Origin of the sequence: Streptomyces sp. NPDC013157 (assembly GCF_042899865.1) — a bacterium.
Lineage (GTDB): Bacteria > Actinomycetota > Actinomycetes > Streptomycetales > Streptomycetaceae > Streptomyces.
Window position 1 is genome coordinate 1 of record NZ_JBIBAK010000023.1, and the last position, 26,974, is coordinate 26,974.

Consider the following 26,974-nt stretch of genomic DNA (forward strand, 5'->3'; position numbering starts at 1 on the left):
CTACCCGGTATGACAAGACCGCCACCTCCTACGAAGCAGCGGTCTCTCTCGCCTCATTCCTGCTCTGGGCAAGATCCGTTTGAAGACGGACCCTAAAAGAGCTGGTCAGGCTGGAGAGGGGCTCCGGAGAGATCCGGGGCCCTTCGGCGTTACTGCACGTCCGATGAGGCGAGCTTGACGAACTGCTCCAGAACTTCTCGCGCCTGCGCACCGAGGTCACTCAGCTCCGTTTTGTCGGCTGCCTTGTGCACGGTGGATGTCAGGGCGTAGGCGTCTTGTGCGGTATCGATCAGTGCCCGCGCGCTTGCCATGAGCTGGACCCAGAACAACGCGTGGAGGGCGATCCCGCGGAGTCGGTAAGCCTCCGTGCGAGCTTCGATGAAAGCGGAGCCGTCTGGATCCTCGCTCCTGCGGTGCCAGCGATCCTGCTGCCCGCGCCGGAACTCTGTCAGTGCTCCGGCGATATCGCTGTAGACGTTCATCCGGTCCGAGCGGAGTTGTTGCTGAGACGCGAACAACTGGTCCCGGGCAGACGCGTTGCGCTGAAACGCGTAGGTGAGGGCGGAGCCCAACAACGTCCCTGCAATGGCGATTAAGGCTGAGATGACACCATCCACGGCAGTATGAGATCACAAGATCGTTTGCATGCCCAGGTCCATAATGAGCCTTGCTCGGGACCTTCGAAACGGTGCCTGGCCTGCGAAGAGAGCCTTCAAGATCATTACGTCGTCATTACGTGATCACTGTCATGGAGCTGCATCGAGCCGCATCCGCCTGCACAAACAACAAGACCCCGCACCCAGCAAACTCGCTGGCGGCGGGGTCTTTAGGCACCTCATGCGAAGTGCCCCCGGCAGGATTCGAACCTGCGCACACGGCTCCGGAGCGTCCGATTCCCGCGTGGTTCCGCAGGTCAGCGGCCTAGCTGACGCTCCGTCGGGCCCGCCGTCCCGCGTATGTCCCGCGAGAATGAAATCACCTATTCGCTCGTCTTGTCCGGATCATTCTCCGTTGGCGGTCCATCCATGCACCATGACGTAGATCACGGCTTCCTCGGACAAACGTAGGGGTATATGATGCGCCACTCAATCGAACAGCGAGGCTGTCCGGAGTGCGCGCGCAGGTCAAGCGAGCCGGTTGTGCGCCGGGGGTGCTCCCGCGTGGTGTCGGGGCGACGATGGCTGGTGAGCGTGTCCCGCCGCCGCTTGTCCGCATGCCCTGAGGGCATGCGTCCGTGCTGGGCCTTCGGGCCGGGTGGGAGGTCCATCGCTGACGCGGTCGTCGGCGACCTGCTCGGCTCGGCCCTGGAGGATCTCCAGGGCCATCTCGCCGATCCAGTTCTCGGTGGCGGGGCCGGTCTTGGTGAAGAAGCACCAGGCCGCGCCCCACGCGTACTCCAGCACGTGCACGAAGTCGATCAGCAGGCGTACCTCCAGCCCGCGCGCGTCGCACTGATCATGGATCAGGTCCAGCTGATGGCGGGCGCCGCCGACCAGCATCACCCATTCCCGCTCCTGGTCGGGTCGCGGCGCTCGGCCTCGTCGAACGCCGTGCCGAAGACCTGCGCGGCGTCGCGTTCGACGGAGGCGGTCAGCCACTTCGACTGTGCCAGCCGTGATGCGGATCAGCGGACGTCGACGTAGTCGGTGACCCTGGCGCTTCTGAGGAAGTGGTCGCCGGTCTGGCGGTTGACGGCGAGGGCCCAGGTGCCGTCCCGCTCGGCGCTCACCATGCCGACGAGGTGGCCGTGCTTGTCGGTGTCCAGGTCGCAGACGTAGTGGTAGGTGCTGGAGCCGCGGGGCTTGAAGTAGAGGCTGGGGGAGCCGCCGTAGAGCGGCTTCCAGGTGGTGCCCTTCTTGTACTGCAGGGTGCCGGCGAAGCTGATCGATTGTCCCTTGCGGACTGGGTCGTGGGAGGCGTGGAAGCCGGTGATGCGGGTGGCGTAGCGGTAGAGGTGGACGGGCTTGGTGGTGCTGGTGCCGAGGTCGGGGTTGCCGTCGAAGCGGGCTCGCCAGTAGGCGTCGGTGTCCGGCGCGGTGAGGGTGCGGGCGAACGTCTCCTGGAACAGGGGTTTGTTGTAGCGGATCGGGAGGGGAACGGTGGCGGCGTTCTTCCAGCCGGTCTTGCCGTCCTTGGAGTACTGCAGGGTGACGGTGGGCTTGGCGGGCCAGTGGGCGCGTGCGTCTTCGTAGTAGACGTAGCCGTAGGTCGGCATGGTCCCGTTGTCTTTGAGGGACGCGGTCAGGTCGATGTGGGTGGTGTAGGCGACGTGGAGGCTGAAGGGTTCGGTGGCGATCTGCTGGAAGGGCATGTTGTCGGTGCCCGCCATGAGTTCGGCGGTCGGGGCGGCGTTGTACGAGGAGACGGGCAGTGTGTAGGCGCCCTTGCTGTCGGTGGTGGTCTGGCCGACCAGGAATTTGGGAAGACCGTCCGAGTCGAGGCCGTAGAGGGTGATCGCGGTGTGCGGCAGTGGTTGCCAGCCCGCGGTGGTCTGGATCTCCGCGTGGCCGGTGACGGTGCCGGTGGCGCCCTGTTTCAGGTTCAGGGCGTGGGTGCTTGCCGAGAAGCGGACCGGTGCCTGGGTGGTGTGCAGGTACTGCGAGGGCGTCAGCAGGCCGATCGCCCCGGGGTAGGTGCTGGAGGCCAGGGGTGAGGCGGACAGGTAGATGGACGTCTGGACGGGGACGAAAGTGGTGCTGAAGCGGCCGTCGGCTGCGGTGGTCGCTGTCACCCGGCCGCGCCCGGTCTCGATGTCGACGGGTACGTCGGCGGCGGGGGTGGGGGTGTCGGGGTGGCGGGGATCCTTGGCGAGCACGGTTCCGTTGACGTCTACGTTCTGGTGGAGGTAGTCCGGCACGCTGGGCGTCGCGGCGAGGTCGGGGATGGTGAGGATGGTCCGGTACTGCAGGGGGTCGGGGGAGAGGGCGCCGGTGACGGTGGCGCCGGAGGCGTCCTGGAGGTCGACGGTGACCCGGTAGTCGCCGAGTTCCGCCAGGTGGACCGGTGCCCGCCAGGTGCCGGACGTCGCGTCCTGTCCGGAGTACTGGGTGAAGTCCTCGGTTGATCCGGCCTCTGGGGCTCCGTCTGGTGCGTCCAGCGGATAGAAGTGGGCCGTGATGCGGGTGATCGGGCTGTCGGAGTGCGCTGTCACGAAGACCAGACCCGGCTCGTCCCAGCCGTTGGCGTCGACCAGGACGGGGCCGTCGGTGGTGCCGTCCGCCCGGGCTGGGGTGAGGCCCGTGAACAGGCTGGCGGTCAGTACGGTTGCCGTGGCCGCCGCCAAGAAGGTGCTGCGTCTCATGATGGTCCCCCCAGAGAATTGGTCGACTCTGCAAGCGAGAGCGCAAGGATCCGGCTGCGGCCCCTCGGCACTCTTGGGTCTGTCAAGTGATCGAGAACTGTAGTGGTGTGCTCTGACGGTTCGGTACGTAGGTCTGCTGCATGATCGCCCCGCGGACTCGGCAGGCGCTCGACCGAAGTGACTTGGTCGAGCGCCTGAACGTCCCTCAGCGGTCAGTCGAGTTGGCTGATGGCGGGGTTGTCACCGGTAGCGGCTGCGTCGGCGGGAGGCAGGGCGGTGTTGTAGACGTGAATGTCGCTGATGCCTGCGTTGGCGTACTCGCCGTAGGCGCCGGAGGAGAGTTTGCGGCCGATCTGGAGGGAGCCGGACGCGTTCCAGGGAGTGTAGGTCCAGTCCCTGGCGGCGGTGAGTTTGCCGTCGACGTAGAGCCGGATTTCCTGGTTGGTGGCGTCGAAGACGCCTACCAGGTGTGTCCATTTGCCTATGACGGGCTTGCTGCCGTAGGTGGCCTGCCAGACGGCACCGCTCGCGTCGGTGCTGTGTCTGCCGAAGGCCCACGCCTGGGCGCCCGAGGAGTAGTACAGCTGAAAGCCGTTGTTGACGGCCCCGTCCTGCGAGACGAATGTCGAATTGGCGGACGACGAATTGAGCTTGATCCAGGCAGAGACGGTGAAGCCCCGCGAGGTGTCGACGGCCGCCCCGGAGGTATTGGCATGGCCGGTGGTGCCGTTGAGGTTGATGTACTTGCTTCGAGTCGAGTCGCTGCTCCAGGTATAGGCGCCGCTCAGCGAGGCTGGGAGCCCACCGCTGCAGCCGGAGTCTGTGGCGGTGGCGCAGTCGGCGGCGGTGTTGCCGGTGCCGTCGTCAAGGTTCCACCAGTGAGTCGCGGCGTTGGCGGCGGTGCCCAGGGAGACAGGGGCGGCGAAGTTGGCGGTGGTGCTGGTCGGGGCGGTACCTGGGTACTCGATCAGTTCGCCGTGGGTGTCGGTGACGTAGAGATCGGGGTTGCCGTCCGGGCCGCCGGAGAGGCTGTTCACGTCGCCGGACGATGCGATCTGGGGGTAGACCGTCGGGGGCAGGGTGAGGGGCAGAGCGGTGTGGGTGGTGGCGTGCAGGATCTGGGGCAGGCCGTCGGAGCCGAGGGCGAGCGAGTAGGTGTACAGGGCGCCGGTGGTGTTGTCGCGGGCCCACAGGGTGGGGGTGCCATCGGTGACTTTGCCGTCGCCGTTGGAGTCGGAGCTGAAGGTTCCGCCGACGGTGCCGGGTGCGATGAGGGTGAGGCCGGACCAGTCGCCGTCACCGAGGAGAATCGGGTTCTTCAAATGACCGATACTGTCGGATTGATAGAGCCACAGCTTCTTGTTCTCGACGGTGATGACGGCTGGGTAGTTGTTGGAATTGCCGTAGACATTGCCCGGTGTCACGAGTTGGGTGATGTCCCAGCCTGCATTGTTGTATCCGGCCGTGCGGCAGCGTGTATCGTCGGAAACTATGTCGGACGACGCGCAGCTCTCCTTCGCGACGTTGTTGAAGCGTTTGTCCACGTAGCCGGGGAAAGTCGAGTTCTTCTCATCCGGGGTAGAGCTGTCCACGGGGTCGTGGTCGTTTTTGACAATGTAGAGCTGTTTGGTCTGCTTGTTGTAGGCGAACAAGTCGTCGAATTCCGCGCCGTGCAGGTTGCCGCGGTGAGCGATCAGGTAGTTGTTCCAGCTGGATTGGTCGGGCGAGTCGTCCGGAGTCGAGACGAGTACCGGACCGTTGATCGCGGGCGGTGGTGTGGTGGTGATGGGGCCGGTCTGGGCGGGGGTGGGGCTCTGGGCGGGGTCGGTGTCGCCGGGGATCAGTTCGAGGTCGCCGGTCTTCGTGGTGGCCAGCAGGTCGGGTACGCCGTCACCGCTGATGTCTCCTGGGGTGATTTTGGTCTTCGGATCCCAGGGGATGGTGAAGGTGTAGCTGGCGGGGGCCTGGGAGATGTTCCCGGCTGCGTCGACTGCGGCGACGTAGAGGGTGTGGATGCCCCAGTGGGTGATCGGGACGGGGACTGTTCCGGTCACGGTGCCGGAGCTGTCGCTGCTGGTGACGGCGGCCGGTGTGCCGGTGGTGGCGGTGGGCTGGCTGTCCAGTTGCCACAGGAAGTGGTCGATGCCGCTGGACAGGCAGGCGTTCGGGCTGCAGCTGGTGTCGGAGGGAGCAGCGTCGGTCGCGGTCACGATGAAGGGGGTGGTGTCGGGTCCGGCGTACACCAGCGGGTCGGCTGGTCCGGTGCCGGCGGGTGGGAAGGACTTGTTCGTGGCGATGTCGGGTGTGTCCGGTGGGGTGAAGTCGGTCTTGAACCAGCAGTGGTCGCTGATGTCGGAGGACAGGGGCTTTGCGTTGTGGTCCTGCGCGTAGGCGTCCCAGCCGTACTCGTGGCCGTCTTTGAGGGTGAACCCGATGGGCGCACTGACGTCCCTGGCGGTGTCCGCTGCGACGTAGCCGGTGGTGGGGTTTCCCTTGTCCTGGGCGTTGCCGCTGGAGTCGAGGACGGTGCGGTCCCAGACGTGAAAGATCGCCCTGACGTTCTCGCCGGAGACGTTCGACTTGACCTTCCCGTGCAGTTGAACGTTGCTTCCGGCACCGGAGTAAGTGGTCGCACCGATCCAGCCGTCGCCACTGGTGACACAGGAACCGGTGGCTCCGGTTGCGGACGGCGCGGTGAGCAGGCTCGCCGGGACGTCCGGGGGGATGTCGAATGTCACGGTCATCGTGAGTTTGCTGGACATCCGCAGGTAGTCGTCGTTGCCGGAGGAGATGCTCTCGTTGCCGAAGAGACTGACTGTCCAGTAGTCGCCGCTGGCGCTGTGGTACTGCGCTATCCGCTGGGCCTGATCCTTGACCTCGAAGCTCGCGGTGTGGTTGCTGCAGCTGCTGCCGGAGTTGGCTGCACTGGGAATCGTTGTTTTGACGGGGTCGTAGCTGTCGTCGACGGGGGCGGGCTTGTTGTTCCAGTCAGTGCCGGAGTCGATCGGCCCGGTGGTGTGAAGGGTGATCGGCTGGTTCTGTGAGCAGTCGTAGCTTGCCGCGTAGGTGGAGCTCACGGTGATGAGCGCGTCGTAGACGTGCATGGAGGGGTCGAGCCCGCTGGTGGGGATGGCGTAGTAGGAGCGTTCCAGACCGGTGCCGCAGGCGCCGCCCCAGCGCTGGTAGCCCACGCCCTCGCCGTTGGTCTGCGGTTTGTCGTACTGCGGGCTGTCGGAACAAGTGGAGCTGGAGTACACCTCGTCGTAGTGGCCGGATGCCTTGCTGACCGGGTTGTCGAACGGGTCGATGTACACCGGGTAGGTCGTGTCCGGGTCGTTGAGCACGGTTGTGTCCGGTGCCAGGGTGATGCCGCTGGACGTGGTGCTCATCGGCACCGTGTTCACGTTGGCTCCCTCACCGGGGCCGTCGGCGGAGGATGCCACGGGGGCGGCATCGGCCGTGGTGGTGTCCGGGGCGGGCGTGGTTTCCGCGGGTGCATCCGAAGGGGTGCTGGAGTCCCACATCAGGGGGCGGGGGCTGGTGTAGGCGACGGTGCCGTCGGCGGTGGTGGCGTTCATGCCGCCGGAATCCGTCGCGGAGAGGGCGAGGCCCTGAGTGGAGGCGGCCTCGGTGAGCTTTTTGATGTGCGGGTCGGCTGCGGCTGCGGCGTCGTGGACGATCAGTACGTCGCTGAAGCCACCCTGGTCGGTGACCGATACGGACAGGTCCACGCCAGGCAGTACGGACTTGTATACAGCGGTGTCGTCGCTGACGGTGGGCGCGGGGAGAGCGAAGGGCATGGTCAGAGCCATGCTGTGCCCGTCCTCGTTGGTCATGGTGACCAGAGGGCCGCTGCCGCCGCCGGACAGGGTGACGTCGTTCGGTGTGGCCTTCGGCGCGAGCGTCCCGTCCGCATTCGTGGCGAGAGTCGCGTCGACGGGTGTCCAGGTGCCGTCCTTGAGGACCCGTACCGGCATGACGTTGGTGGTGGAGGTGAACGTGCCGTCGGGGGTGGCGATGACGGTGGAGGTCTCCGTCGTGAGGGAATCGACGGGCACATCGTGACCGCTGGCGACGGCCTCGGCTTGGGCGGCCAGCAGTGGATCACCCGGGGCGGACTCGTCGGCGCTTGCCGGTGCAGCTGGAACGGTGAGCAACAGACCTGCCAGCGCCGGGACAAGCGCCAGACGGCGCATCAGTTCCCTTCTGCTGCGCTGCTTTCGGGTATACCCGGACAACACTTAGCAACTCCCCCTCTTTTTGCAAATGCTTTGCATTCGTGATCTTCGCCACATCAATGGACTTCCAGGCCGTGGCGAGCCGTGTGCTTGGTGTCCGGTTTGCCATCAGGTGTTGATGTTCGTGACTTCACGGAAAGGGCACATCGGGCACTCAGTTGGCATACGTCATGGTCACATCGCCGACACAGGGTATTGAGTTGACCGGTCCCCATCAATAGCCTCCCGACGATCACGCAGCGGGCGTGATTGGGGGGGGCGACGGTCTGTCAGGACCGCTGGTCGTGGGGGGAATTCTGTGAGCGGCAAGCGGCGTTGGTATGCGAGCGTCCAGTACCGGATCTGGGGCAGAGCGCTGACTCTCGCCACAACGGCTGTCGCGTTGTTGACACTCCTCGTGCCCGCTGCGATGGCCGCTGGCGTGGTGGTGGGGCCCTACCGCTTCAAGGGCACGGTGTGGAATCCGAAGCCCCTGCCGAAGACCCCGGCTGTGGGCAGTCATACCCTTCGCCGACCCGCCGCCGTTCACCCCAAGGGCTACAAGGCAGCGAGCCGCTATCAGCCCGTCAATCCGGTGTGGCCGAGGGCTGGCACGAAAACTGTCTCCCTGACGCGCTCCACCGGACCCGGTAACACCGCCTCTGGCACCGCGGCGACGCCGAGTCCGTCGTCCAGTCCCGCCGGCGCCTCCGCTGCATCGCCCAAGGCGGCATCCACGCCTTCCCCGAGCACTCGCGTCCTTCCGGTGACGAAGCCCGTCAAGGCCGGTGCCCTGCCGGTGTGGGTGTCACCGGCACCTGCCGCCAAGCACAAGTCAGGGTCCGCCAAGGCATCCGGCCTGGCGGCGATCAAGGTGAAGGTCGCGTCGCACGCCCAGACCCTGCGCGCAGGCGCCGACGGCATGCTGCTCGCCTTCACTCGCGTCGACGCGAAGTCCGGTGGCGGCAGGGTGCGTGTGGTCATCGACTATTCCGCGCTGGCCAAGGCGTACGGCGGTGGGTTCGGTTCACGTCTGCGGCTGTTCCAGGTGCCGGCTTGTGCGATGACCACGCCTCAGCTGAAGCAGTGTGGGACGCGGACCCCCATCACCTTCACCAACAGGGCGACAGCGGACCAGTTGACCGCCACGCTTACTATCGGCTCCTCCAGCGCTGCGGCATCACGTACCGCGAGCGGCACGGCCGAGCCGATGTCCGCGAACACCACCACGGCGAACACGACGACTGTGGAGGTCACTTCCGGCAGCTCCGGCTCCCAGGGCAACTACGCGGCAACCTCCCTGAACCCTTCGGGGAGCTGGCAGACCTCGGGCACCGGCGCCTTCACCTACTCCTACCCGATCGATGTCCCGTCCGCGGTCGGCGGGAACGCCCCCTCGGTGGCGCTGTCCTACGACTCGCAGTCCGAGGATGGGGAGACCTCGGCCCGGAACTCCCAGGCGTCCTGGATCGGTGACGGCTGGGACTACCAGCCGGGCTTCGTCGAGCGGGCGTATCGTTCCTGCGGCACTCTGCTGGACAGCAGCGGCAAGAAGATCCTCAAGGGATCCGGGGACCAGTGCTGGGCCGGCGACAACGCCACCATCTCCTTCGGATCGCACTCCGGGCAGCTGGTGCCCGACGGCGTTGACTCCAGCGTGCCGGGCGAGATCAAGCAGTGGCGGCTGCAGGGCGACGACGGCACTCTGGTCCAGGAACTGTCCGGAGCCGCCAATGGCCTGCACGGCGGTGTCTACTTCCGGCTGTTGACCACGGACGGCACTGCCGCGTACTTCGGTGCCGACCATTCCCCGACGGGCCCCGGCCCCTCCGGGGCGATGCAGTCCGGTACTCCGGGCGACTCCTCGACCGATTCCGCCTGGGGTGTGCCGGTACTGCACCCGGAATCGAGTGATCCGTGCTACGACTCGGCCAAGGGCAAGGCGTCGCAGTGCGACAAGCACGAGGGCTGGCGTTGGAACCTCGACTTCATCGTCTTGCCGAGCGGGTTCGTGCAGCGCTACGACTACACGACCGAGACCAACTACTACGACCTGGGCGGCGGCCAGGCCGCAACCGGTGACTCGGGGACCCTGACCTCGTACGTCCGCGGCGGCAAGCTCGACTCCGTCTCCTACGGCTACACGCTCACCGACGAGCAGACCGCCCGCAAGCCCGCCGGCCAGGTGGTCTTCACTTCCAAGCAGCGCTGCCAGACCACGGACACCTTCACCGACTGCTCGGCCGGAAACCTCAACGACAACACGGCCCCGCACTGGCCCGACGTGCCGTGGGACCTGCACTGCGACTCCACCGACAGCACCACCCTGCCGTCCGGGTCCACCTCCGTGCCGACCGACGTCTGCATCACCGCCGGACCCACGTTCTGGTCCACCACCCGCTTGGACAGCATCACCACGAAGGTCCACGTCAAGGACTCCTCGACGGACGACCTCGTCGACGTCGACAGCTACCAGCTGGGGCAGGTGTACTCGGACTCCGGCGGGACGGTCGACCCGGTCACCGGTACCACCGTCGACCCCAAGGACGTGGGTTCTCTGCAGGCCGTGATGTGGTTGCAGTCGATCCAGCACACCGGCAAGGACACCTACGGCAACGGCAACAGCGCCATCAAGCTCAACCAGGTCTCCTTCACTGGTACCGAGATCGACAACCGGGTCAACGACACCTCCCCGTCCGCGCCGCCGCTGTACCGGCCGAGGATCTCCTCGATCCAGACCGAGACTGGCGAGTCCATCGCCGTCAACTACAACACCAACTCGTGCGCGAACAAGACGCTGTCGATCTCGGCCGCGGACAGCAACACCAACTCCTGCTATCCGGTCTACTGGACGGTTCCGGGCGCATCGAAGCCGATAGCGGACTGGTTCAACAAGACCACCGTGCACACCGTCACGGCTTCCGACCTGACGATCGCCTCCCAGTACAAACCGAACAGCCAGAACATCCCGGCCGGCTCGGAGATACAGGTCTCCACCTACAGCTACGCCGGTCCCGCCTGGCACCGGGACGACTCGGCCCAGACGGACGACCAGTACCGCACGTGGGACCAGTTCCGCGGCTTCCGCACGGTCACGGTGCAGACCGGTCAGGTTCCCGAGCCGGTGACCCAGCAGACCACCACCTACCTGCAGGGCATGGACGGCGACTACAAGGCCGACGGCACCCGCCGCTCGGTGAGCGTGGACGCCAAGGTCGGCGGCTCCACGGTCCAGACCGTCACGGATGCCGACCAACTCGCCGGCCAAGCCCTGGAGAGCGACACTTATACGGCGGCGGCCGGCACCGTCAACGCGGTGACCGTCAACGGTCCGTTCACCTTCACCACCACCGCCCACGCTGCCCAGACCCCGTGGACGGACTGGACCCAAGACGACAACCCCGGCCAGACCGAACCGGACCTGTCGACCCTCCCCGATCTGAACGCTCTGCGGATCAAGACCGCGCAGTCGCACGGCTACGCGCTGCTCGCCAACGGGACATGGCGCCATACCCGGACCGACACCACGTACGACAGCCAGGGCCGCGTCTCGACCGTCGACGCGCACGGCGACGTGAGCGTGGCCGCGCAGGAGAAGTGCGCCACCACCACCTACGCGTCACCGCCCAGCGCCAACACCATGGCCCTGTCCTACCCGGACCAGGTCACCTCAGTCAGCGGCCCCTGCGGCACGGCGGCCAGTTCCGGCACGCTGCTCGCCGACAAGAAGATCTACTACGACGGTGACGGCACCCTCACCAACCTCGGCACCTTCGGGCAGCTCGACCAGACCGGCAGCACGGCGGTCGGACAGGCCAGTGCTGTGCAGACGGCCACCGGTTACACCGGGACCACGGAGAACTGGCAGACCAGCTCGGCCATGAAGTACGACGGGGCCGGCCGGGTCACCGACGCCCTGGACGCCACCGGGCAGAACACCCACACCGCCTTCAGCCCGGCCTGGAGCCCGTTTGGCGGCAACACCAACCCGACCAGCATCACGACCACCAACTCCAAGAGCTGGACGGTCACCTCCACCCTCGACCCGCTGCGTGGCCTGGCCACCGAGAACGTCGACGCCAACAACCGTAAGACCGACATCACCTACGACGCGCTCGGCCGACGCACAGCCGTCTGGCTACCCGGCCGGGACAAGGCGTCTGGCCAGAGCGCGGACGAGACGTTCACCTACTCGATCAACCCGGGCGCGGTCGCCGCGCCCGGCGGCGCTGTCACCTCGCCGGGCGACCCCTCCGCCGTGACCACCAAGACACTGCGTGAGGACGGCACCTACTCCTCGTCGATCACCATCTACGACGGGATGCTGCAGCCGCGCCAGACCCAGGCCACGGCTGACGGCGACACCAACTCCGGCCGGATCATCTCCGACGCCTTCTACGACTCGCACGGCTGGCAGACCGCGTCGTTCGCGCCCTACTCCGAGCCGAACAACGGCCCTTCGACCACCCTGTACGCGGCCAACGAGAATCAGGTTCCGTCGGAGACCACCACCGGGTATGACGGCGAGGGCCGCGCGACCACCGGCACGCTGTGGCACCAGGCGGTCCCGCAGTGGCACAGCACCACCAGCTACCCCGGTGCCGACGAGACGGACACCACCGCCCCGGCCGGCGGTCGCTCCACCGCGACCTACACCAACGCACTGGGGCAGACCACCAAAGGCGTCGTCAAGAACACCGGCAGCACGGTCAAACTTACCCAGGGCCAGGTCATCCCATCAGGTACATCGCTGACCTCGGACAGCACCCGGCTGGCCATGCAGGCCGACGGCAACCTGGTACTGACCTCCCTCGCGACCGGCAAAACTCTGTGGTCGACCGGCACTTCCGGCAACCCGGGAGCCTTTGCCACCTTGCGGAGCGACGGCAACTTCGTCGTCTACAACGCGGGCGCCACCACCACTCTGTGGTCGACCGGAACCACCACCGGCACCGTGATGCAGATCCAGAACGACGCCAACATGGTGCTCTATGACGGCACCGGCGCCGCGATCTGGAAGACCGACACCTGGCACCTGGCCAGCGAGGCCGACGCCGCAACCACCTACACCTACACCCCCGCCGGTCAGGTCGACACGATCAAGGACAACGCCGGCAACACCTGGTCCTACCACTACAACCTGCTGGGCCAGAAGACGTCCCAGACCGACCCGAACACCGGCACCACCAGCTACGACCAGTACGACGTCGCCGGCAACCTGCAACAAACCACAGACTCGCGCGGGCAAGTTCTGTCCTACAGCTACGACTGGGACAACCGCCCCACAGCCGAGTACAAGGGGGCCTGGTCGGCCACCCCCGACCCCACCAAGGAACTCGCCTCCTGGGTATACGACACGCTCGCGAAGGGCTACCCGACCTCGTCCACCCGGTACGTCGGTGGGACATCCGGTTCGGCATACACCCAGGCGGTCACCGGCTACAACACGGCCTACCAGCCGACCGGCAGCACCTTGACCGTGCCAGCCGCAGACGGCTTCGCAGCGGCCGGGCAGTCCACCGCCCCCAGCAGCGGCACGGTCACCTACACCAGCACGGCGACCTACACACCTGCTGTCGGCCTGCTGTCCACCGTGCACTACCAGGCCGACGGCAACCTGCCCGCCGAGGACGTCGACTACGGCTACACCCAGCAAGGAAACCTCGACGGCATCGGCGGCTTCATCAGCTCGTCCAACACACCCGCCTACCTGGACACCACCGTCCACGACCCCTTCGGCCGGGTCCTGCAGACCAACTACGGACCCACCGGCAAGGAACTCGCCACCTATACCCAGTACGACGTCACCACCGGCCGGGTCACCCAGACGGAAAGCCAACTACAGACGTCCACCACTCCACTGGACTTGACCAACTACCGCTACAACCAGGCCGGCGAGATCACGGCGATCGACGACCTGCAGAACAACACGACCCACGACACCCAGTGCTTCACCTACGACTCCTTCCAGCGCCTGACCGCCGCCTGGACGGACACCGCAGGTATCACCAACTCCACCAGTGCCCCGGTCGGAGCCGTCGGCGGCTGCAACACCAACTCCGTGCAGACCACCACCACGGCACCTGTCACAGCCGGCACAGTCGGCGGCCCGGCCGCGTACTGGCAGACGTACACCTACGACCTGCTCGGTGACCGCACCAGCATGGTCAACCACGACACCACCGGCACCGCGGCCAACAACACCACACAGACCACCGCCTACACCGGCACCGACGGCACCGCGGCCGCCACGCTCCCGGACCAGGCCGGTACCACGACCAGCAGCAACCCGACCACCGGCACGGCGACCTGGACCCCCTCCTACACGGACCCGTCCTACAGCAACAAGAACGCCGGCGACACCATCAGCCGGAAGACCACCACCACCGGCCCGCTCAACACCGGCTTCACCCTTTCCGGCAGCGGGAAGCTCTGCATCGACGACGCAGGCGCCTCCACCACGCCCGGCGGGGTGGTCCGTACCTACACTTGCAACGCCTCCGCCGCCCAGAACTGGACGATCGGCACCGACGGCACCGTGAAGGTGCTCGGCACCATGTGCCTGGACACCACAGGTAACGCCACCACCGCCGGCACCCTCCTGGTCATCGACACCTGCAACAGCGACGCCACCCAGAAGTGGAAGGTCACCAACACCGGCACCCTGGTCAGCAACGCCAATAGCGCGATGTGCGTGACCGACCCGGGCGCCAGCGCCACCATCCGCACCCAGCTCACCCTCGCCACCTGCGGCAGCGCCGGCCAGACCTGGACCACTGCCGGCACTGGAGCCCTGCCGCCCGGCCAGACCCAGACCTTCACCTACGACGCCGAAGGCCGCACCGCCACCGTCGCCACCGGCTCAGGCACCCACACCAACACCAGCAGCTACCTCTACGACGCCGACGGCAACCTGCTGGAACAGGCCAACAGCGTCGACGGCACCGCCAAAACCCGCATCCTGTATCTGTTCGGCGGCACCGAACAGATCACCCTGAACGTCTCCGCCAAAACCTGGACCGGCCTGCGCTACTACCACGGCCCGGACGGCACCACCATCTGCCGCTCCAGCAGCGGGACCGTCACCTACGAAGTCGCCAACGCCCAGGGCACCGCTACCACCGCCATCGACGCCAGCACCCTGGCGGTCACCCGCCGCTACTACGACCCCTACGGAAACACCCGCGGCACCAAGCCCACGTCGTGGGTCTCCACCGACGAGAACCACGGCTACCTCGGCCAGCCCACCGACGCCACCACCGGCCTGGACCTCCTCGGCGCCCGCAACTACGACCCCGCCCAGGGCCGTTTCCTCACCCCCGACCCGCTCTTCGAGTCGAACGATCCCAACCAGATGGGCGGCTACACCTACGCCGGCGACAACCCGGCCTCTGGAAGCGACCCGACCGGAACCGTCCTGGTCAACAACGACGGCACACAGTGCAGCGGCGGCTGGAGCAAGTGCAGCGGCCAGGCGGGCTCGGGCGGTGGCCACACCACCAACACCGACGACTCCAACGGCAACACTTCCGACGACTCGTCTCCGACTCCCTCGCCATCACCAGGCACACCACCCACCCTCGGCTCGTCCCCCTCCCATTCCCACGACGTGGTCTCCAAGGTTGTGGTGGCTGTCGTACTACCGCTCTACGACGTCGCCAAGTGTGAGTTCTGGCTCACCGGAGGCGGCGCCGACCACGACCAAGCCTGCCAGGTAGCCGGCGGTGTCATCTCAGGCGGCGGCCTTGAGGGCAGTGGCGCAAGTGTCGGCGAAGGCGGACTCCTCGGCGAGGGCGAGTCCGCGGGAGAGGGGGCTGCCGAGGGAGACGTCGGTGGTGTTGCCGCCGGAGCTGCCGGCGCAGGGGCCAAGGCCCTCGACGAAGCAGCATCCGACGTCGAGGACCTGGCCGCCCTCAAGCGCGCGAACGCCCAGGAACGGGCCAAAGAAGCGGACGCCGCCGCCACCAAACCCGACGAGCCATCGTCCGGTACGTCAAAGGGCAGAACGAAGCCCTCGAGCCGTTGCAGCTTCGCCCCTGACACCCCGGTCCTCATGGACGGTGGCAAGACCAAACCGATCGGCAAAATCAAGACCGGCGACAAGGTCGAATCCGCGAACCCCGAGACCGGCAAACATCAAGGCGCCCGCACTGTCCAGCACGTGTGGATCAACCACGACCACGACCTGCTCGACCTCACCATCCGCACCAAGGACGGCCACACCGCCACCCTCCACACCACCGCCAACCATCCCTTCTGGGACGACACGACACGCACCTGGGTCGCCGCCGGCAAACTTCACACTGGCGACGCCCTCAACACCGCCATCAACGGCCACGCCTACGTCGTCGCCTCCCAGCCCACACCCGGCACGGCAAACCGCTGGAACCTCACCGTCCAGCAACTCCACACGTACTATGTTCTGGCAGGGGCCACTCCGGTCCTGGTTCACAATACTGATGGCCCTATTTGCGATCTCAACGATGGCTATTTGTACCGCGGGCTCGCTAAGGGGCACCATGAATATGACGCCGCTGTGGAAGGCCGTGCGGTGCCCCGCGGAACCAGCACGGACATCAATTATCACTCAGGTGGAAATGCGACTGATACCATCTACACTTCATGGTCGGACGACCCCGAAGTTGCCCAGTTCGGCGCCGAAAATCTGGGGGACGACTATGTTGGGGAAGGTGTGATGCTGCGCGTTAGGGTGGAAGGCATCGATCCGTCAAGAATCATTCAGATCCACGGTTCCCAATATGAAAGGTTCTTCGAAGACGAACATCTCATCGCTTATGAAATTCTGGCCGACGATATAAGCTTCGACTTCGGGGAGACTTGGTCGCCCATCAGGAGACCATGAGATGAACGAAGTTTCCGCGAGTGAATTGATCGCCGCATTCGATTCCGACTCCGAGGCCAACATTCAGGCCAAGAATGCATTGATTTCTGGAGCGCCTTTCGAGATCTGGCTCGAGCCCCTTCCGGCGTCGAGGCTTCGAGGCATCCTTCGCGGGAGGGTGAGAAGCCTGCAGCGGCGTGGTAAGCCGATTGTCGGGGTTGCTGAATGCCTTGCGAGTCTTGCCGAAAAGGGCGAACAGGGACTTCTCGTAGCCTACGTGGACGATCGCGAGCGAGCCGGATACCTGTTTCCCCTCTACCTCGATCCACAACCGCTCAAAGTGGTCGGATGCCTAGGGTTTGGCTCCTCCTCCGAAGGTGACCCCAATGCTGGTCCCGAGTAACACCCCGGGGAGGAGAAGCCTCACAGTGTCCCACCGGGATCTGTTTCAGGTGGGGCCGCTGTAGTGTCTGACGGCAGTAGTTGATGGCAACGTCAGCGGACGGGGGCTGCACAAAGAGGCGGATCGTCGCCGTCGTCGGCGGCGGTCTCGGAGAGGTTGTCGAGGGCGTGTCCGAGGAGGTCGATGGCCTGTCGCTGGAGGCGGAGTCGGACGTGGGCGTAGACCGTCGGGGTTACGCCGATGTGGGCGTGATCCAGCAGCTCCTTGATGACCACGAGTTCGACGCCCTGTTCCAGGAAGAGGGTCGCGGTTGAGTGGCGGAGGTCGTGAAACCTGATCGGCCGCAGTCCCGCGTCGCGGAGTAGCGCGTTGAAGTGGCGGGTGAGGGTGGCGGGCTCGATCAGGTGCCCGTCCGACCGCGTGAAGACGTATCCGCTGCCTTGCCAGTCCGCTCCCGCGCGGGCTTGCTCCTCGGCCTGCCGATGCGGTGTTCGCGGAGGGAGGTGACGCAGGAGGCGGGCAGGGCGATGCGGCGTTCGGAGTTGATGGTCTTGGTAGGGAGGGTAGCCAGGCCCTTGCTGTTGGTGCGTTGGAGGGTGCGGCGGATGGTGGCGGTGCCGGCGGCGAGGTCTTCCCAGTGCAGGCCGAGGAGTTCGCCCTAGCGTAGGCCGGTGCGTAGGGCGAGTTCGAAGAGTCTGGCATGCCGGTGGTTCTGGGCAGCGGTGAGGAAGCGTCGGGCTTCGTCAAGCGGTGTGTGGGTTGAAGCGGCGGGGCGGGGTGTGGTGCGGACGTTGTGGGCGACGTTTCGGGGGATTCCCTCTTCGCATAGACGCGGCGCTGAAGATGCGGAATCCACATTCGTCTATATCTGGGAAGAAGTCGGGGAACCGGCTTGGTGGAGTACCTCTGGATAAAGGGTCGCTGAACGTTAAAATGGAATTTAGGAAGAGTAATGCCGCAAGATGAGCGCGTGGATCCTATCCAGATCTTTGCTCGAGTTGGAGGGGTTAGCTATCGCCCCATGGATGCCAACAGGGCGTTTGAGGTGTGGGTTCACCTGGCTCGGTCGGCAGGATGGGACGTTGTTGAACTTCCCGCCGATTGCAAGGTGGATGACCCGACAGACCTTGGCGCTGTGATGGTGGAAGGCATTAAGTACCGGATTCACTTCAGCTCCCGCGTGCGTCGGCTCCTAGCCGATGACTCAACCGGACACCTGACTTCTAAGGATGCTCTTGGGCATGCGGCATGGGCTGAGCCGGATCTTGCGGCTCATGAGTAGGATTGACTCATTTCTGGTTTCATGGAACCACGCTAGAAATCGGCGCGGCTCCATGAATATGGATAGCCAATCATGGGTGGCCGTAAGAAAGGAGTGTATCTGAGTCGGGGGTGTTGTGCTGGAATTTTGGCCCGATCTTGGATTCAAAAATTCGATTGCTGTGCAATGCCTCGTTGCAGTGCCGATTGTGGCCGATAAATTACGCTTAACTGGTGGGAGCGGGTAGGGATATTGATCTGAAACGCTAAGTGTTCTGGGTCATTGAATGCTGCGTGAGTGAACTGGCGGGAGATGCACGGCAGTTGTCGCCGTCGGCGCAGGAAGCGTTGCGGCTACGGGCGGTGGCCGCTCTGGTCGAGGGCCGGGACCGCGAGGACGTCGCGGCGGTGTTCAAGGTCTCGCTCAAGGCGGTGGACGGCTGGTGGGCGAAGTGGCAGGCCGGTGGGCGCGAGGCGCTGACCGCGCGTCCGCGTGGTCAGCGCGCGGGTGAGCATCAGGTGCTGTCCGGGGCCGAGTAGGCGGCGGTGCGGCGGGCAATTTTGGATCACCTGCCGTGTGACCTGGGTCTTCGTGGCCAGTTGTGGACGCGTGGCCAGGTGGGTGAGCTGATCGCGAAGCTGTATCGGGTGCGGATGACCGAGCCGGGGGTGGGCAAGTACCTGCGGCGCTGGGGACTGTCGTTCCAGCGGCCCGACAAGCGCGCGGTCGAGCAGAACCCGGCGGCGGTGCGGACCTGGCTGTAGGAGACCTGGCCGGCATCCGGGCGACGGCGAAGGCCGAGAACGGTGAGGTGTGTTCGCAGACCAGGTCGGCATCCGTTCCGATCAGGTCACCGGCCGCACCTGGGGCGAGAAGGGCCGCACCCCTGTCGTGTGCCGCACTGGCAACCGGTTCTCCGTGAATGCGATGTCCGCGATTAGCACGAAGGGCCGGATGCACTTCATGGTGTTCACCGAGACCTTCGACGCGAAAGTCAGGTGCCGCTTCCTCGACCGGCTCATCGGCCACTTCGACCGCAAGATCCACCTGGTGGTGGGCGGTCACTCCGCACATCGCTCCCGCGCGGTCCGCGCATGGCTGGCTGACCACGCCGACAGGATCGAGCTGCACTTCCTGCCCTCGTACTCGCCCGACCTGAACCCCGACGAACTCGTCAACGCCGATCTAAAACGCAGCCTGCCCATGAGCCGCAGGGCCCGCAACCAGGCCCAACTCGCAGCCGAGACACGCAGGTTCTTCCACCGCCGCCAACGCCAGCCCCACATCGGCCGCGCCCACGTTCGCTACACCCTTGAAGAGAACCATTTTAGTTTCTGATCAATAGGACGGGCCTTTAGTTACAGTAGCCACCCGGGCCAGCGAAAGAGGCCCCACCGGAATCGGCGAACCGCTCGCGCAGCACTGCGGCCTTGGCGGCGGCAAGGCCGCAGGCGGCGAACTGCTTGTCCGTGTAGCGCTGGATGCGGGCAAGTGAGTCGGCGAACATCTGCGGATCGAAGTCGTCGTCATTCTGCCTGACCAGTTCCATCAGGCGTTCGCGGGTGTATCCGGCCTTGAGAAGGCCGTCGACGTCGATGGCGTCGCGGACCTCGGCCGGGCCGTCCAATGCGCTGGTCTTCCCTGCTGCGACGTCGTCGGGGTGCAGGACTGGGCCGAGTTCGGGGGGCACGGGCGGATGGTTGAGGAACTCGGCGGCGAGTTCCACCTTGTCCTGGGCGCCGCTGACGGGGTCGGTGACGTTCAGTCGGGTGTAGGTGTGCTCGGGATTCTGGTGGGCCAGTTCGACAGTGAAGCCCGCGGCTTCGTAGGCGGCGATGACACGCTTGGTGGCTGCGGGTATTTCGGCGGTGGCCCGGTTGATCGGAGTGAGAAGAGGTCGACGTCGTCACTGACCCGGCTGACGATCTGGTGGGCCTGGACGGCGTAACCGCCTGCCAGGGCGTAACCGAAGTCGTCGGCGAGTGCGTCGAGCCCGATGCGGATGAGCCGGCGGTGCAGCTCGTCCACTATGCCGCGGCCGCCGCAGGCGAAAGCTCGGGGAAGCGGGCCTGCCAGGCTGCACGTGCCGGCGCGGGCAGGAACAGGTCCGTCCAGTGCCGGCGCAACAGATCGGCGTTCAGGTGTGCCCGTAGGTCGCCGGTGGACTGGGCCTCGCGGATGACCCGCTCGTACATGAGGAGCAGGTCGGCCTCGTCGGCGAGGTCATATTCGTAGTGGGGGCCCCAGTCGATGTGCCGGGGCAGGATCACGGTGTGGGAGGTCGGCCCGATCAGCTCGTCGAGTGACTCCGGAAGCGCGTAGACCCTGGCTGCGGCGTACCTGCTCATACGCCCAGCATGCCGTATCCGGGGGCACCGTGGTACCGACACGGGCAAGCACGCGAGCAGTGGGCGCGATGCCGGATGAAATCCCGTCTCGCAGCGGCGCCCTGTGCTGATCCGGAAAGTCAAACGGCCCATTCCTCTGCATGTTTTCCGACCGCGCACGCGCGAAAAAGTGCAGGTCGCAGCCGTTGTCTGCTGGTGTCGGCTCAGCCTTTCACTGTTCCCGTCCCGTGTATGTCCCGCGCGAGCGATTTCGCGGGATCGGACAATTGGGATTCCATCCATGTGTCTTCGAAAAACCGCAGGTCGAAGGCTCGGAGGATCGAGGGCGCACGATCGGGTGGCCGTGTGCGTTTTAGCATGCACAAGAAAGGCCCTGACCCGCGTTTCCGCTGGTCAGGGCCTTAATGGGATGTGCCCCCGGCAGGATTCGAACCTGCGCACACGGCTCCGGAGGCCATCAGGGGCCGTTGCGCTTTTGGGGTGCTGACCTGCGCCGGAGGTGCGGTCCTGGTCTCCGCTGATGAAGATCATTACGCCCCTATTACGTGGGCGGCCTGTCGGGCGGTCCGTCCGGCCCGTATGGTCGAAGCATGATCTCGGGCAGCAGCGGGGGACCGGACGGCGGCGGCACGGAGTTCACGGCGGAGGGCTTGGAGCCCGTACTCCAAGAGGCCTGCGCGACGGCCGGACTCGACTCCCGCGGTGGCGAGCTGCTGCGGCTCGGTTCGAACGCGGTCTATCGGCTCACCTCGTTACCCGTCATCGTCCGCATCGCGCGTGATCGATCCGTCCTTGGGGACATGGACCGGGCCGTGAGTGTGGCCCGGTGGCTGGAGACGCAGAACTTCCCGGCTATGCGCGTGCCGGCATCGGTCACGCAACCGCTGGTCGTCGGCGGCCTGGTGGTGACCTTCTGGGAGAGCGTCCAAGACCGCGAGGAGTACGCGACGGTCGGCGAACTGGCCGACCTCCTTCGCCGCCTCCACTGGCTTGAGGAACCTGAATCCCTCCGCCTCCCGTACTTCGACCCGCTGGCCAAGCTGGCGGCCTCGCTGGAAGGCCTGGACGGCATCTCGGCAGAGGACCGGACGTTCCTGGACGAACGAGCCGCACGCCTCTCCAAGGACTACGACCGACTGGACTTCGTCCTTCCCTTCGGCATGATCCACGGTGACGCCAGTATCGGGAACATCCTCCGTCACCGGGACGGGCACGCGGTGCTCATCGACCTGGACGGCTTCGCTCTCGCCCCGCGCGAGTGGGACCTGATCCAGACGGCGATGTTCTACGACCGGTACGGCTGGCACACAGAGGCGGACTACGCGGAGTTCGTTCACCGGTACGGCTTCGACGTGATGAACTGGCCCGGGTACGAGACCTTGGCGGACCTGCGTGAACTGATGATGGTCGCGTGGCTCGGCCACCAGGTTACGACCAGCGACTCAGCCGCTGCGGAATTTGGTCGGCGGGTGTGGTCCCTTCGCACCGGAGAGGGGCGAGACCAATGGGGTCCGTTCTGAAGACGCGGCGATGTGTGGATCAGACAACGACATGGTCGCCCGAGGCGATCCATAGCCTGTTCTCCCTGACCTGCTCGGTGAACGTCTGCACGTCCGCACTGCTGCTGGCCACTGCGAGGTTCCGCCGGAACTCGGCAAGGTAGCTGACGCATCGCGCCGATTTGAGCTGTTCGCCCAGGTCAAGCGCATCGAGTGCCACGCGACAGGCCTCCTCGACGTCCCCGGCGCGTAGGTGGGCGTCGGCGAGAACCATGGTCGCGAAGAAGTCGCTCCGTACATGGCTGCCACTCATGGCGTTCTCGGCGTGGGCGACGGCTTGCCGGGCGCTGTTGACGTCACGGAAGCAGTGGGCGGCTTCTGCGGCAAGCTCGGCCTCGTCGAAATAGCTGATCCACTCGGGCTCGTCGTCGTTGTTCCGGCTCTCCAGCGCCTTTGTGGCGGCACTCAGGGCGGCTTCGCAGGCCCGGATGTCTCCGGTCCGGGCAAGCGCGCGTGCCTCCATGGCGTGGAACTGGGCGCGAAGCGTGGGCGTGGCTACGGGAGAGATGCCCATGAGAGCCGCACGGGCGAGCGTCGCGGCCTGCGTATACCGGCCGAGAAACGTTGCCTGATGGCTCATGGCCGACAGAATGCTTCCGGCGAGTCGGCGGTCATTGGCGTCCTGGGCCAACCGGAGAGCTTGGAGGAAGTACCTCTGTGCCAAGCCGTGCCGACAGGCGTCGTAGGACATCCAACCGGCCAGGAGCGTTGCCTCCGCGACGGTCGAGAACAGGGCCCGGCCGACCTGCTCGGTGTATTGGCCGCGCAGCAGCGGCGTCACTTCGGTACTGAGGTACTGGATGGCTGCGTGCCGCGCGTGATCGCCACCGAATCGGTCGTCTAATTCGGCGAACATGTCGGCGGTGGTCTTGATAGCGCCCACGTCTCCGAGACCGACGCGCATTCCGTTCTGCCGTTGCCTGGGAACGGCTGGCCCGGGTGCCACCAACCACCGGAGCGAAGCTTCGTTCCAGGCAGGTTCGGAGGGCTCGGCCTGGAGCAGGGGCTCATACCGGTTGAGATCTGCCCGCCACAGCTGACCGACGGCTTCGATGGCGCCCTCGGGGCTCTCCGGATAGCCGGCGTCCAGGAGCCCCGTGTCCCGCTCGCCTTCGTAGTTCAGCCCGAGTTCGGCGGCACTGAGGTCGTACGCCTCGCACAGCAACGGACCGTAGAAATCGTCCGGCGCGCTGTGGCCGTTCTCCCAACTGGCGATACGGCGCTTCACGCTCGCATCTGACGGGAGCTGGTGGCCACGATGCCTTGCGGCCTGGCGGAGTTCGCGCACCAACCGCGGCTGACTCCAGCCTCGAACCACACGGGCTTGCCGTAAGCGAACACTGGTCGGCTCCATCGAAGACGTGACCGTTCCCTCCGCATCGGCCCGTTGGCGCAACTTTTGGGCGCGTGACTCCTCGACCCTACGACCGAATGTACGCGCTGCTCATCGCTGAGCGCTGCCAGTAATCGGAGATCGTGAGCGATTGCAACATGACGGGGGATGACGCGTGCGCGGGTGACGCGTCATCCCCCGTCACCTCTCGTCATCTGCCCTGGCCAGGGTGGTGCCCCTGAGTCTGGACACAGGGCGGCATCGGGGCCGCAACTGAGTCTGACCGAGGTGAGATGACGTGCAGAGGATGACCAGGAGGGGCATCGAATGGCTCTCCGCGGCGGCTGACGATCCGGAGGGGTGCCGCGCCACCTGGATCGATGATCCCCGTGCACCGTACATGCTGCCGACCGGCCGCTACTTCGACGTGGTGACGGTGGATCAGCGGGTCGGCATGGAGACCTTCGACCAACTGCTCCGCCGGGGGCTGCCGTTCGGCCCTACTGTCCTCGATCACAGGGCACAACGTGTGGGCTTCTTCCTGGGCTCGCGGAGCCAGGAGACTTTCCTCCACTACCTCGCACGGGAAGAGGGCACCGCACCCGCCTACCGCTACCTGAGCCGCGGCTCCGCGGTCGTCGTCCCTGGCCCCATTCCCCTGCGCGGGGACCGTTACGAGTGGCTGCGCGCCCCGGCTCGGCGGCCTATGGCCAACCCGCTCCGTCCGGTGGCCCTGGCGACCATGCTCGTCGCCTCCGCCGAACTGCTGGCTCGGGTGGACCGGTACGGCGAGCGCTACCGGGCCGCGGACACCTTCGGCCTCTCCGCGATTGAGGGGGCTTCGATCGATGGGGCGGGATGATGCCACCGACCGGCACGACGCTGCCACCTGGTCACCGTTGGACAGTGACGGTTGGTACGCCGCGCGTAACGCCACCACCGCCCTGCGGGACGCTCTGATCCGGGCGGGACTGGAGAAGGACTTCCCTTATCTACGGGCCGAATTGAATGCTTTCGGGCACGGCTTGGTCGAACTCGGGCGCGTGTCGCCGGCAACCGCGGAGCGACTGGCGGAGCTGCTGCGGCTGGCGCTGGCTTCGGGCTTGCAGCGGCTAGCGGAGAGCGGCGACGAGACGACCGAATCTCGTGAGGAAAGGGGTTGAACCATGACCGACCGATGGGGCGTAGTCGCCAAGCGTGCGGAGAACCTGATGCCAGGCGTCCCCTACGTCCGCGGCTGGGCACAGGCCCGACGCAGCGCCAGGGCCCTGGCTGAGCAGCTGACAGCCCTGGGCTTGGAGTCGGACTTCCCCGGCCTTGCGGCTGACGTGAACGTCTCGGGCGACGGCTTGGTACGCCTCGGCAGCATCTGTCCGGAGGCAGCGCTGATGCTGGCCGAACTGATCGTGTCGGGCCTCACGGCGGAGACGGCCACCCACGTTGATACGAGGGCGGAGGGGACGATGACTGCCCGTCGACGCCCGTCCGCGGCCTGATCATTTCGACTTCGAAACTCCGGTTGGTTGCGGTCCGAGAGTGCTCCTGCGACCAGTCGGCTTGCCCCGTACGTCCCGCTTCCCCCGGCGGATGACGTACGGGGCATGCTACGCGCTATGCCGTTTCACCGTCGGTCTGCCGCTCGGCCGGGACCGGCGCCCCAGCGCCGCAGCCCGGACGAAGCGGCAGACCCCGCTCGGGGGCTGGCTGGGAGGCTCGTAGCTGACCTGAATGGCAGGACATTAGCCTGGGAAGCTAAGGGCATCTACGGCTTGCTCCAGGGCTGACCTGCCACGGAGCAACATCGGGGCTCGGCGGGCGGTCGACTGGTTCCCCTTTGTTCCCCGTGGTTCCCCCTATAACCTGGCACGCTTCTGGCACGAGCACTCTGTCCCGAACTACCGGCGGTCGGGCATTGGTTCGGCGTCGTGGCTCGGACGCTTCCGCCGCGAGGCACGGACGAGGATCATTCGAACCGTGGACGATGTGCGAGACGGCGTCATCGGTGTGTGGCGGGTCGGCTGGTCGGGTCGGCTCATGGGCTACGTGCTGGCCGCTGGTCCAGAGTGCGGGGCGCTGTCCGCCTGGCTGGGCGTGCTCTCACACCCGCGCACGCAGTCCGTGGGCTCCGCAGGGATCGCTACTGCTGTCGCCCTGGGGTTCGGCCTCTTCGCCTGGTGGGGTCTCCTTCGCATCCGCCTGGAACTCAAGAAGGACATGATCGTCATGGTGAACCCCTGGGGCACTCAGCGTCTGCCGTGGTCGAGTGTCAGCGCGGTGAGCCTCGGCAACTGGGGTGCGCAGTTCCACACGACGGACGGGTTCACGTACTCGGCGTACGCCCTGAGTGGTCTGGCAGGTGGGACTCGGCAGGATGACCGGTTCGCTGATGTGCGCCGGATCGCTGATGCCCAACTCCACAGCGGGCAACCGCTTTAGGAGAGAGGCTGGGTGATCTGCGAGCTGAGCTGCGGCTATCACCGGCCGAGGAAGTAAGCGGCTATTCGACCGTAGGGCACCGGTGTTGACCGTAGCTGCCCCTTGCACCTGGCACGGTTGTGGCACGAACCTCAGCCGACGACGGTCAGCCACGAGGGCGGGTGCGTCGACCGATCAGGCGCACGTGTGCCTCGCTGCACCCCCACCAGCCTTTACCACGTGCCATCAAGAGAGCAAGCGACCACGGCCGGCACGTGGTGCTGATCCCTCAGCTTGGGAAGTTGCTTGCATCTGGGGGCCGTTGGGGCGCTGAACTGGTCGAACGGCTGAAGTGCGGCCCTGCCTGGCTCGGCGGCTATCATTGTGGCTCCCCGCTGTTCCCCGCTCGATCTGGTGCGGTTGTGGTGCGGCAGTCGGGGTCTGCGCTCAAGCAGTGCCGCGCGGGGCCGCCAGCGCGGACCTTCTCTGCGAGGCTACAGCGGTCCGGTGGACCTCGTTAACTTCCTGGCGCGGAGCGCAGCCAGGTCATATCCTGATCCGTTCTTCTCAGCACAGCTTAAGCGCGGAGGATCGGTGTTGACGGACCCGGATGCTATGACAGCTCAGCTTGAAGCACTACTCAAGCAGTACCAAGGACTTGACTTCCTCATGTTCAAACACGGCCCTGCTGCTTCGCAGCGAGGAGACAAGGGGCCTTGGGACGTGGACAGACTTGTCTTGCATAGGATCGAGGCTGCTATCGCGCGCCTCGCGCCCCCTGGCAGCGTTTACATTACACAGCTAAACGGCTACCTGGGATCCACTGCCGATGTAGACCGCAGGGCTCCGTACGTATTTTCTCTCGCGCGTGCGCTCCTGGCCGACCTGCAGGAGGGATGGGTTAAGACGCTGGCTGAGCAGGTCCATGCTGACACATATGCCAGCTACCTCGATATGGCTGAAGGGCTGCTCGAAAACGGATTTAAAGACGCTGCAGCCGTTATTGCCGGGACGTCTTTGGAGGTGCACGTACGAGAACTATGCATGAAGTCCGCAGTGCCTATCGAAGTAAACGGCAAGTGGAAAAAGGCCGACACCATGAACGCCGACCTCAAGAAGGCCGGTGTGTACGGAACCTTGCAGCAGAAGCAAGTGACAGCATGGATGGACCTTCGAAACAAGGCTGCCCACGGGAATTACGGAGAATACGACCAAAGCGAAGTGCGGTCCCTTATTCGGGGTGTGCGCGACTTCATGCTCAAGTACCCGGCGTAGTCAAGGTAAGAAAGGGGCGA

General features: G+C 65.7%; 15 protein-coding genes and 2 pseudogenes. 9 read left to right on the forward strand and 8 right to left on the reverse strand.

The genetic code is table 11. From position 1 onward, the window contains the following. Window positions 1–149 precede the first annotated feature (149 nt). The 4 genes from ACFY6U_RS45780 to ACFY6U_RS45795 all read right to left on the reverse strand — a co-directional run bounded on the left by ACFY6U_RS45780 (window position 150) and on the right by ACFY6U_RS45795 (window position 7,497). Window positions 150–617 carry a hypothetical protein gene (locus ACFY6U_RS45780; protein WP_390048154.1) on the reverse strand — a complete coding sequence of 156 codons (468 nt, stop codon included), beginning with the start codon at window positions 615–617 and terminating at the stop codon, window positions 150–152. Between the two features lie 507 nt (window positions 618–1,124). Then, window positions 1,125–1,502: a hypothetical protein gene (locus ACFY6U_RS45785; RefSeq protein ID WP_390048156.1), complete on the reverse strand. Its 378-nt coding sequence runs from the start codon at window positions 1,500–1,502 to the stop codon at window positions 1,125–1,127. 122 nt (window positions 1,503–1,624) lie between these two features. Continuing rightward, window positions 1,625–3,301, reverse strand: coding sequence for a hypothetical protein (locus ACFY6U_RS45790; protein ID WP_390048158.1), 1,677 nt, complete (start codon window positions 3,299–3,301; stop codon window positions 1,625–1,627). 212 nt (window positions 3,302–3,513) lie between these two features. Beyond that, the gene (locus tag ACFY6U_RS45795; protein WP_390048160.1) at window positions 3,514–7,497 is read right to left on the reverse strand and encodes a LamG domain-containing protein; all 3,984 of its coding nucleotides are present in this window, start codon (window positions 7,495–7,497) and stop codon (window positions 3,514–3,516) included. A gap of 787 nt (window positions 7,498–8,284) precedes the next feature. Here ACFY6U_RS45795 and ACFY6U_RS45800 point away from each other — a divergent pair. Continuing rightward, window positions 8,285–16,381, forward strand: a complete 8,097-nt coding sequence (locus ACFY6U_RS45800) for a ricin-type beta-trefoil lectin domain protein (RefSeq protein ID WP_390048162.1) — start codon at window positions 8,285–8,287, stop codon at window positions 16,379–16,381. A 1-nt stretch (window position 16,382) separates the two neighbouring features. Beyond that, on the forward strand, window positions 16,383–16,763 hold the full coding sequence (locus ACFY6U_RS45805; RefSeq protein WP_390048164.1) for a hypothetical protein: 381 nt from the start codon (window positions 16,383–16,385) through the stop codon (window positions 16,761–16,763). A gap of 92 nt (window positions 16,764–16,855) precedes the next feature. Here ACFY6U_RS45805 and ACFY6U_RS45810 read toward each other — a convergent pair. Further along, a pseudogene (locus tag ACFY6U_RS45810) lies at window positions 16,856–17,586 on the reverse strand (site-specific integrase); the annotation flags it as partial. Window positions 17,587–18,347: 761 nt separating this feature from the next. On the opposite strand from ACFY6U_RS45810, the pseudogene ACFY6U_RS45815 reads away from it, so the two are divergent. Further along, window positions 18,348–19,362 (forward strand): annotated as a pseudogene (locus ACFY6U_RS45815) (IS630 family transposase). A 16-nt stretch (window positions 19,363–19,378) separates the two neighbouring features. Here ACFY6U_RS45815 and ACFY6U_RS45820 read toward each other — a convergent pair. Together ACFY6U_RS45820 and ACFY6U_RS45825 are read right to left on the reverse strand one after the other, a co-directional pair. Continuing rightward, a complete protein-coding gene (locus tag ACFY6U_RS45820; RefSeq protein ID WP_390048350.1) occupies window positions 19,379–19,906 on the reverse strand; it encodes a hypothetical protein in 528 nt (175 codons plus the stop codon). Between the two features lie 145 nt (window positions 19,907–20,051). Further along, window positions 20,052–20,372: a hypothetical protein gene (locus ACFY6U_RS45825; protein ID WP_390048166.1), complete on the reverse strand. Its 321-nt coding sequence runs from the start codon at window positions 20,370–20,372 to the stop codon at window positions 20,052–20,054. 590 nt (window positions 20,373–20,962) lie between these two features. Between ACFY6U_RS45825 and ACFY6U_RS45830 the strand changes: the two genes are divergently transcribed. Next, the gene (locus tag ACFY6U_RS45830) at window positions 20,963–21,892 is read left to right on the forward strand and encodes a phosphotransferase family protein (protein ID WP_390048168.1); all 930 of its coding nucleotides are present in this window, start codon (window positions 20,963–20,965) and stop codon (window positions 21,890–21,892) included. A gap of 19 nt (window positions 21,893–21,911) precedes the next feature. Here ACFY6U_RS45830 and ACFY6U_RS45835 read toward each other — a convergent pair whose 3' ends face one another. Further along, complete coding sequence (locus ACFY6U_RS45835) at window positions 21,912–23,159, reverse strand: hypothetical protein (protein ID WP_390048170.1); 1,248 nt, start codon at window positions 23,157–23,159, stop codon at window positions 21,912–21,914. A gap of 403 nt (window positions 23,160–23,562) precedes the next feature. Here ACFY6U_RS45835 and ACFY6U_RS45840 point away from each other — a divergent pair, with 403 nt between their 5' ends. The 5 genes from ACFY6U_RS45840 (at window position 23,563) to ACFY6U_RS45860 (ending at window position 26,954) form a co-directional block, all read left to right on the forward strand. After that, complete coding sequence (locus ACFY6U_RS45840) at window positions 23,563–24,126, forward strand: bifunctional DNA primase/polymerase (protein WP_390048172.1); 564 nt, start codon at window positions 23,563–23,565, stop codon at window positions 24,124–24,126. Then, window positions 24,113–24,427 (forward strand): hypothetical protein, encoded by a 315-nt coding sequence (locus tag ACFY6U_RS45845; RefSeq protein ID WP_390048174.1) that lies wholly within the window; start codon window positions 24,113–24,115, stop codon window positions 24,425–24,427. The genes ACFY6U_RS45840 and ACFY6U_RS45845 overlap by 14 nt, the downstream gene beginning before the upstream one ends. A gap of 3 nt (window positions 24,428–24,430) precedes the next feature. Continuing rightward, window positions 24,431–24,760, forward strand: a complete 330-nt coding sequence (locus ACFY6U_RS45850) for a hypothetical protein (protein ID WP_390048176.1) — start codon at window positions 24,431–24,433, stop codon at window positions 24,758–24,760. Window positions 24,761–25,238: 478 nt separating this feature from the next. Continuing rightward, window positions 25,239–25,700, forward strand: a complete 462-nt coding sequence (locus tag ACFY6U_RS45855; RefSeq protein ID WP_390048178.1) for a PH domain-containing protein — start codon at window positions 25,239–25,241, stop codon at window positions 25,698–25,700. Between the two features lie 486 nt (window positions 25,701–26,186). After that, window positions 26,187–26,954: a hypothetical protein gene (locus tag ACFY6U_RS45860; protein ID WP_390048180.1), complete on the forward strand. Its 768-nt coding sequence runs from the start codon at window positions 26,187–26,189 to the stop codon at window positions 26,952–26,954. Window positions 26,955–26,974: the final 20 nt, after the last annotated feature.

Bases quoted from the DNA above. Each gene is read 5' to 3' on its own strand.
- ACFY6U_RS45790 (WP_390048158.1), bottom strand. From the start codon at position 3,301: ATGAGACGCAGCACCTTCTTGGCGGCGGCCACGGCAACCGTACTGACC.
- ACFY6U_RS45795 (WP_390048160.1), bottom strand. From the start codon at position 7,497: ATGCGCCGTCTGGCGCTTGTCCCGGCGCTGGCAGGTCTGTTGCTCACC.
- ACFY6U_RS45805 (WP_390048164.1), top strand. From the start codon at position 16,383: ATGAACGAAGTTTCCGCGAGTGAATTGATCGCCGCATTCGATTCCGAC.
- ACFY6U_RS45825 (WP_390048166.1), bottom strand. From the start codon at position 20,372: ATGAGCAGGTACGCCGCAGCCAGGGTCTACGCGCTTCCGGAGTCACTC.
- ACFY6U_RS45830 (WP_390048168.1), top strand. From the start codon at position 20,963: ATGATCTCGGGCAGCAGCGGGGGACCGGACGGCGGCGGCACGGAGTTC.
- ACFY6U_RS45845 (WP_390048174.1), top strand. From the start codon at position 24,113: ATGGGGCGGGATGATGCCACCGACCGGCACGACGCTGCCACCTGGTCA.
- ACFY6U_RS45850 (WP_390048176.1), top strand. From the start codon at position 24,431: ATGACCGACCGATGGGGCGTAGTCGCCAAGCGTGCGGAGAACCTGATG.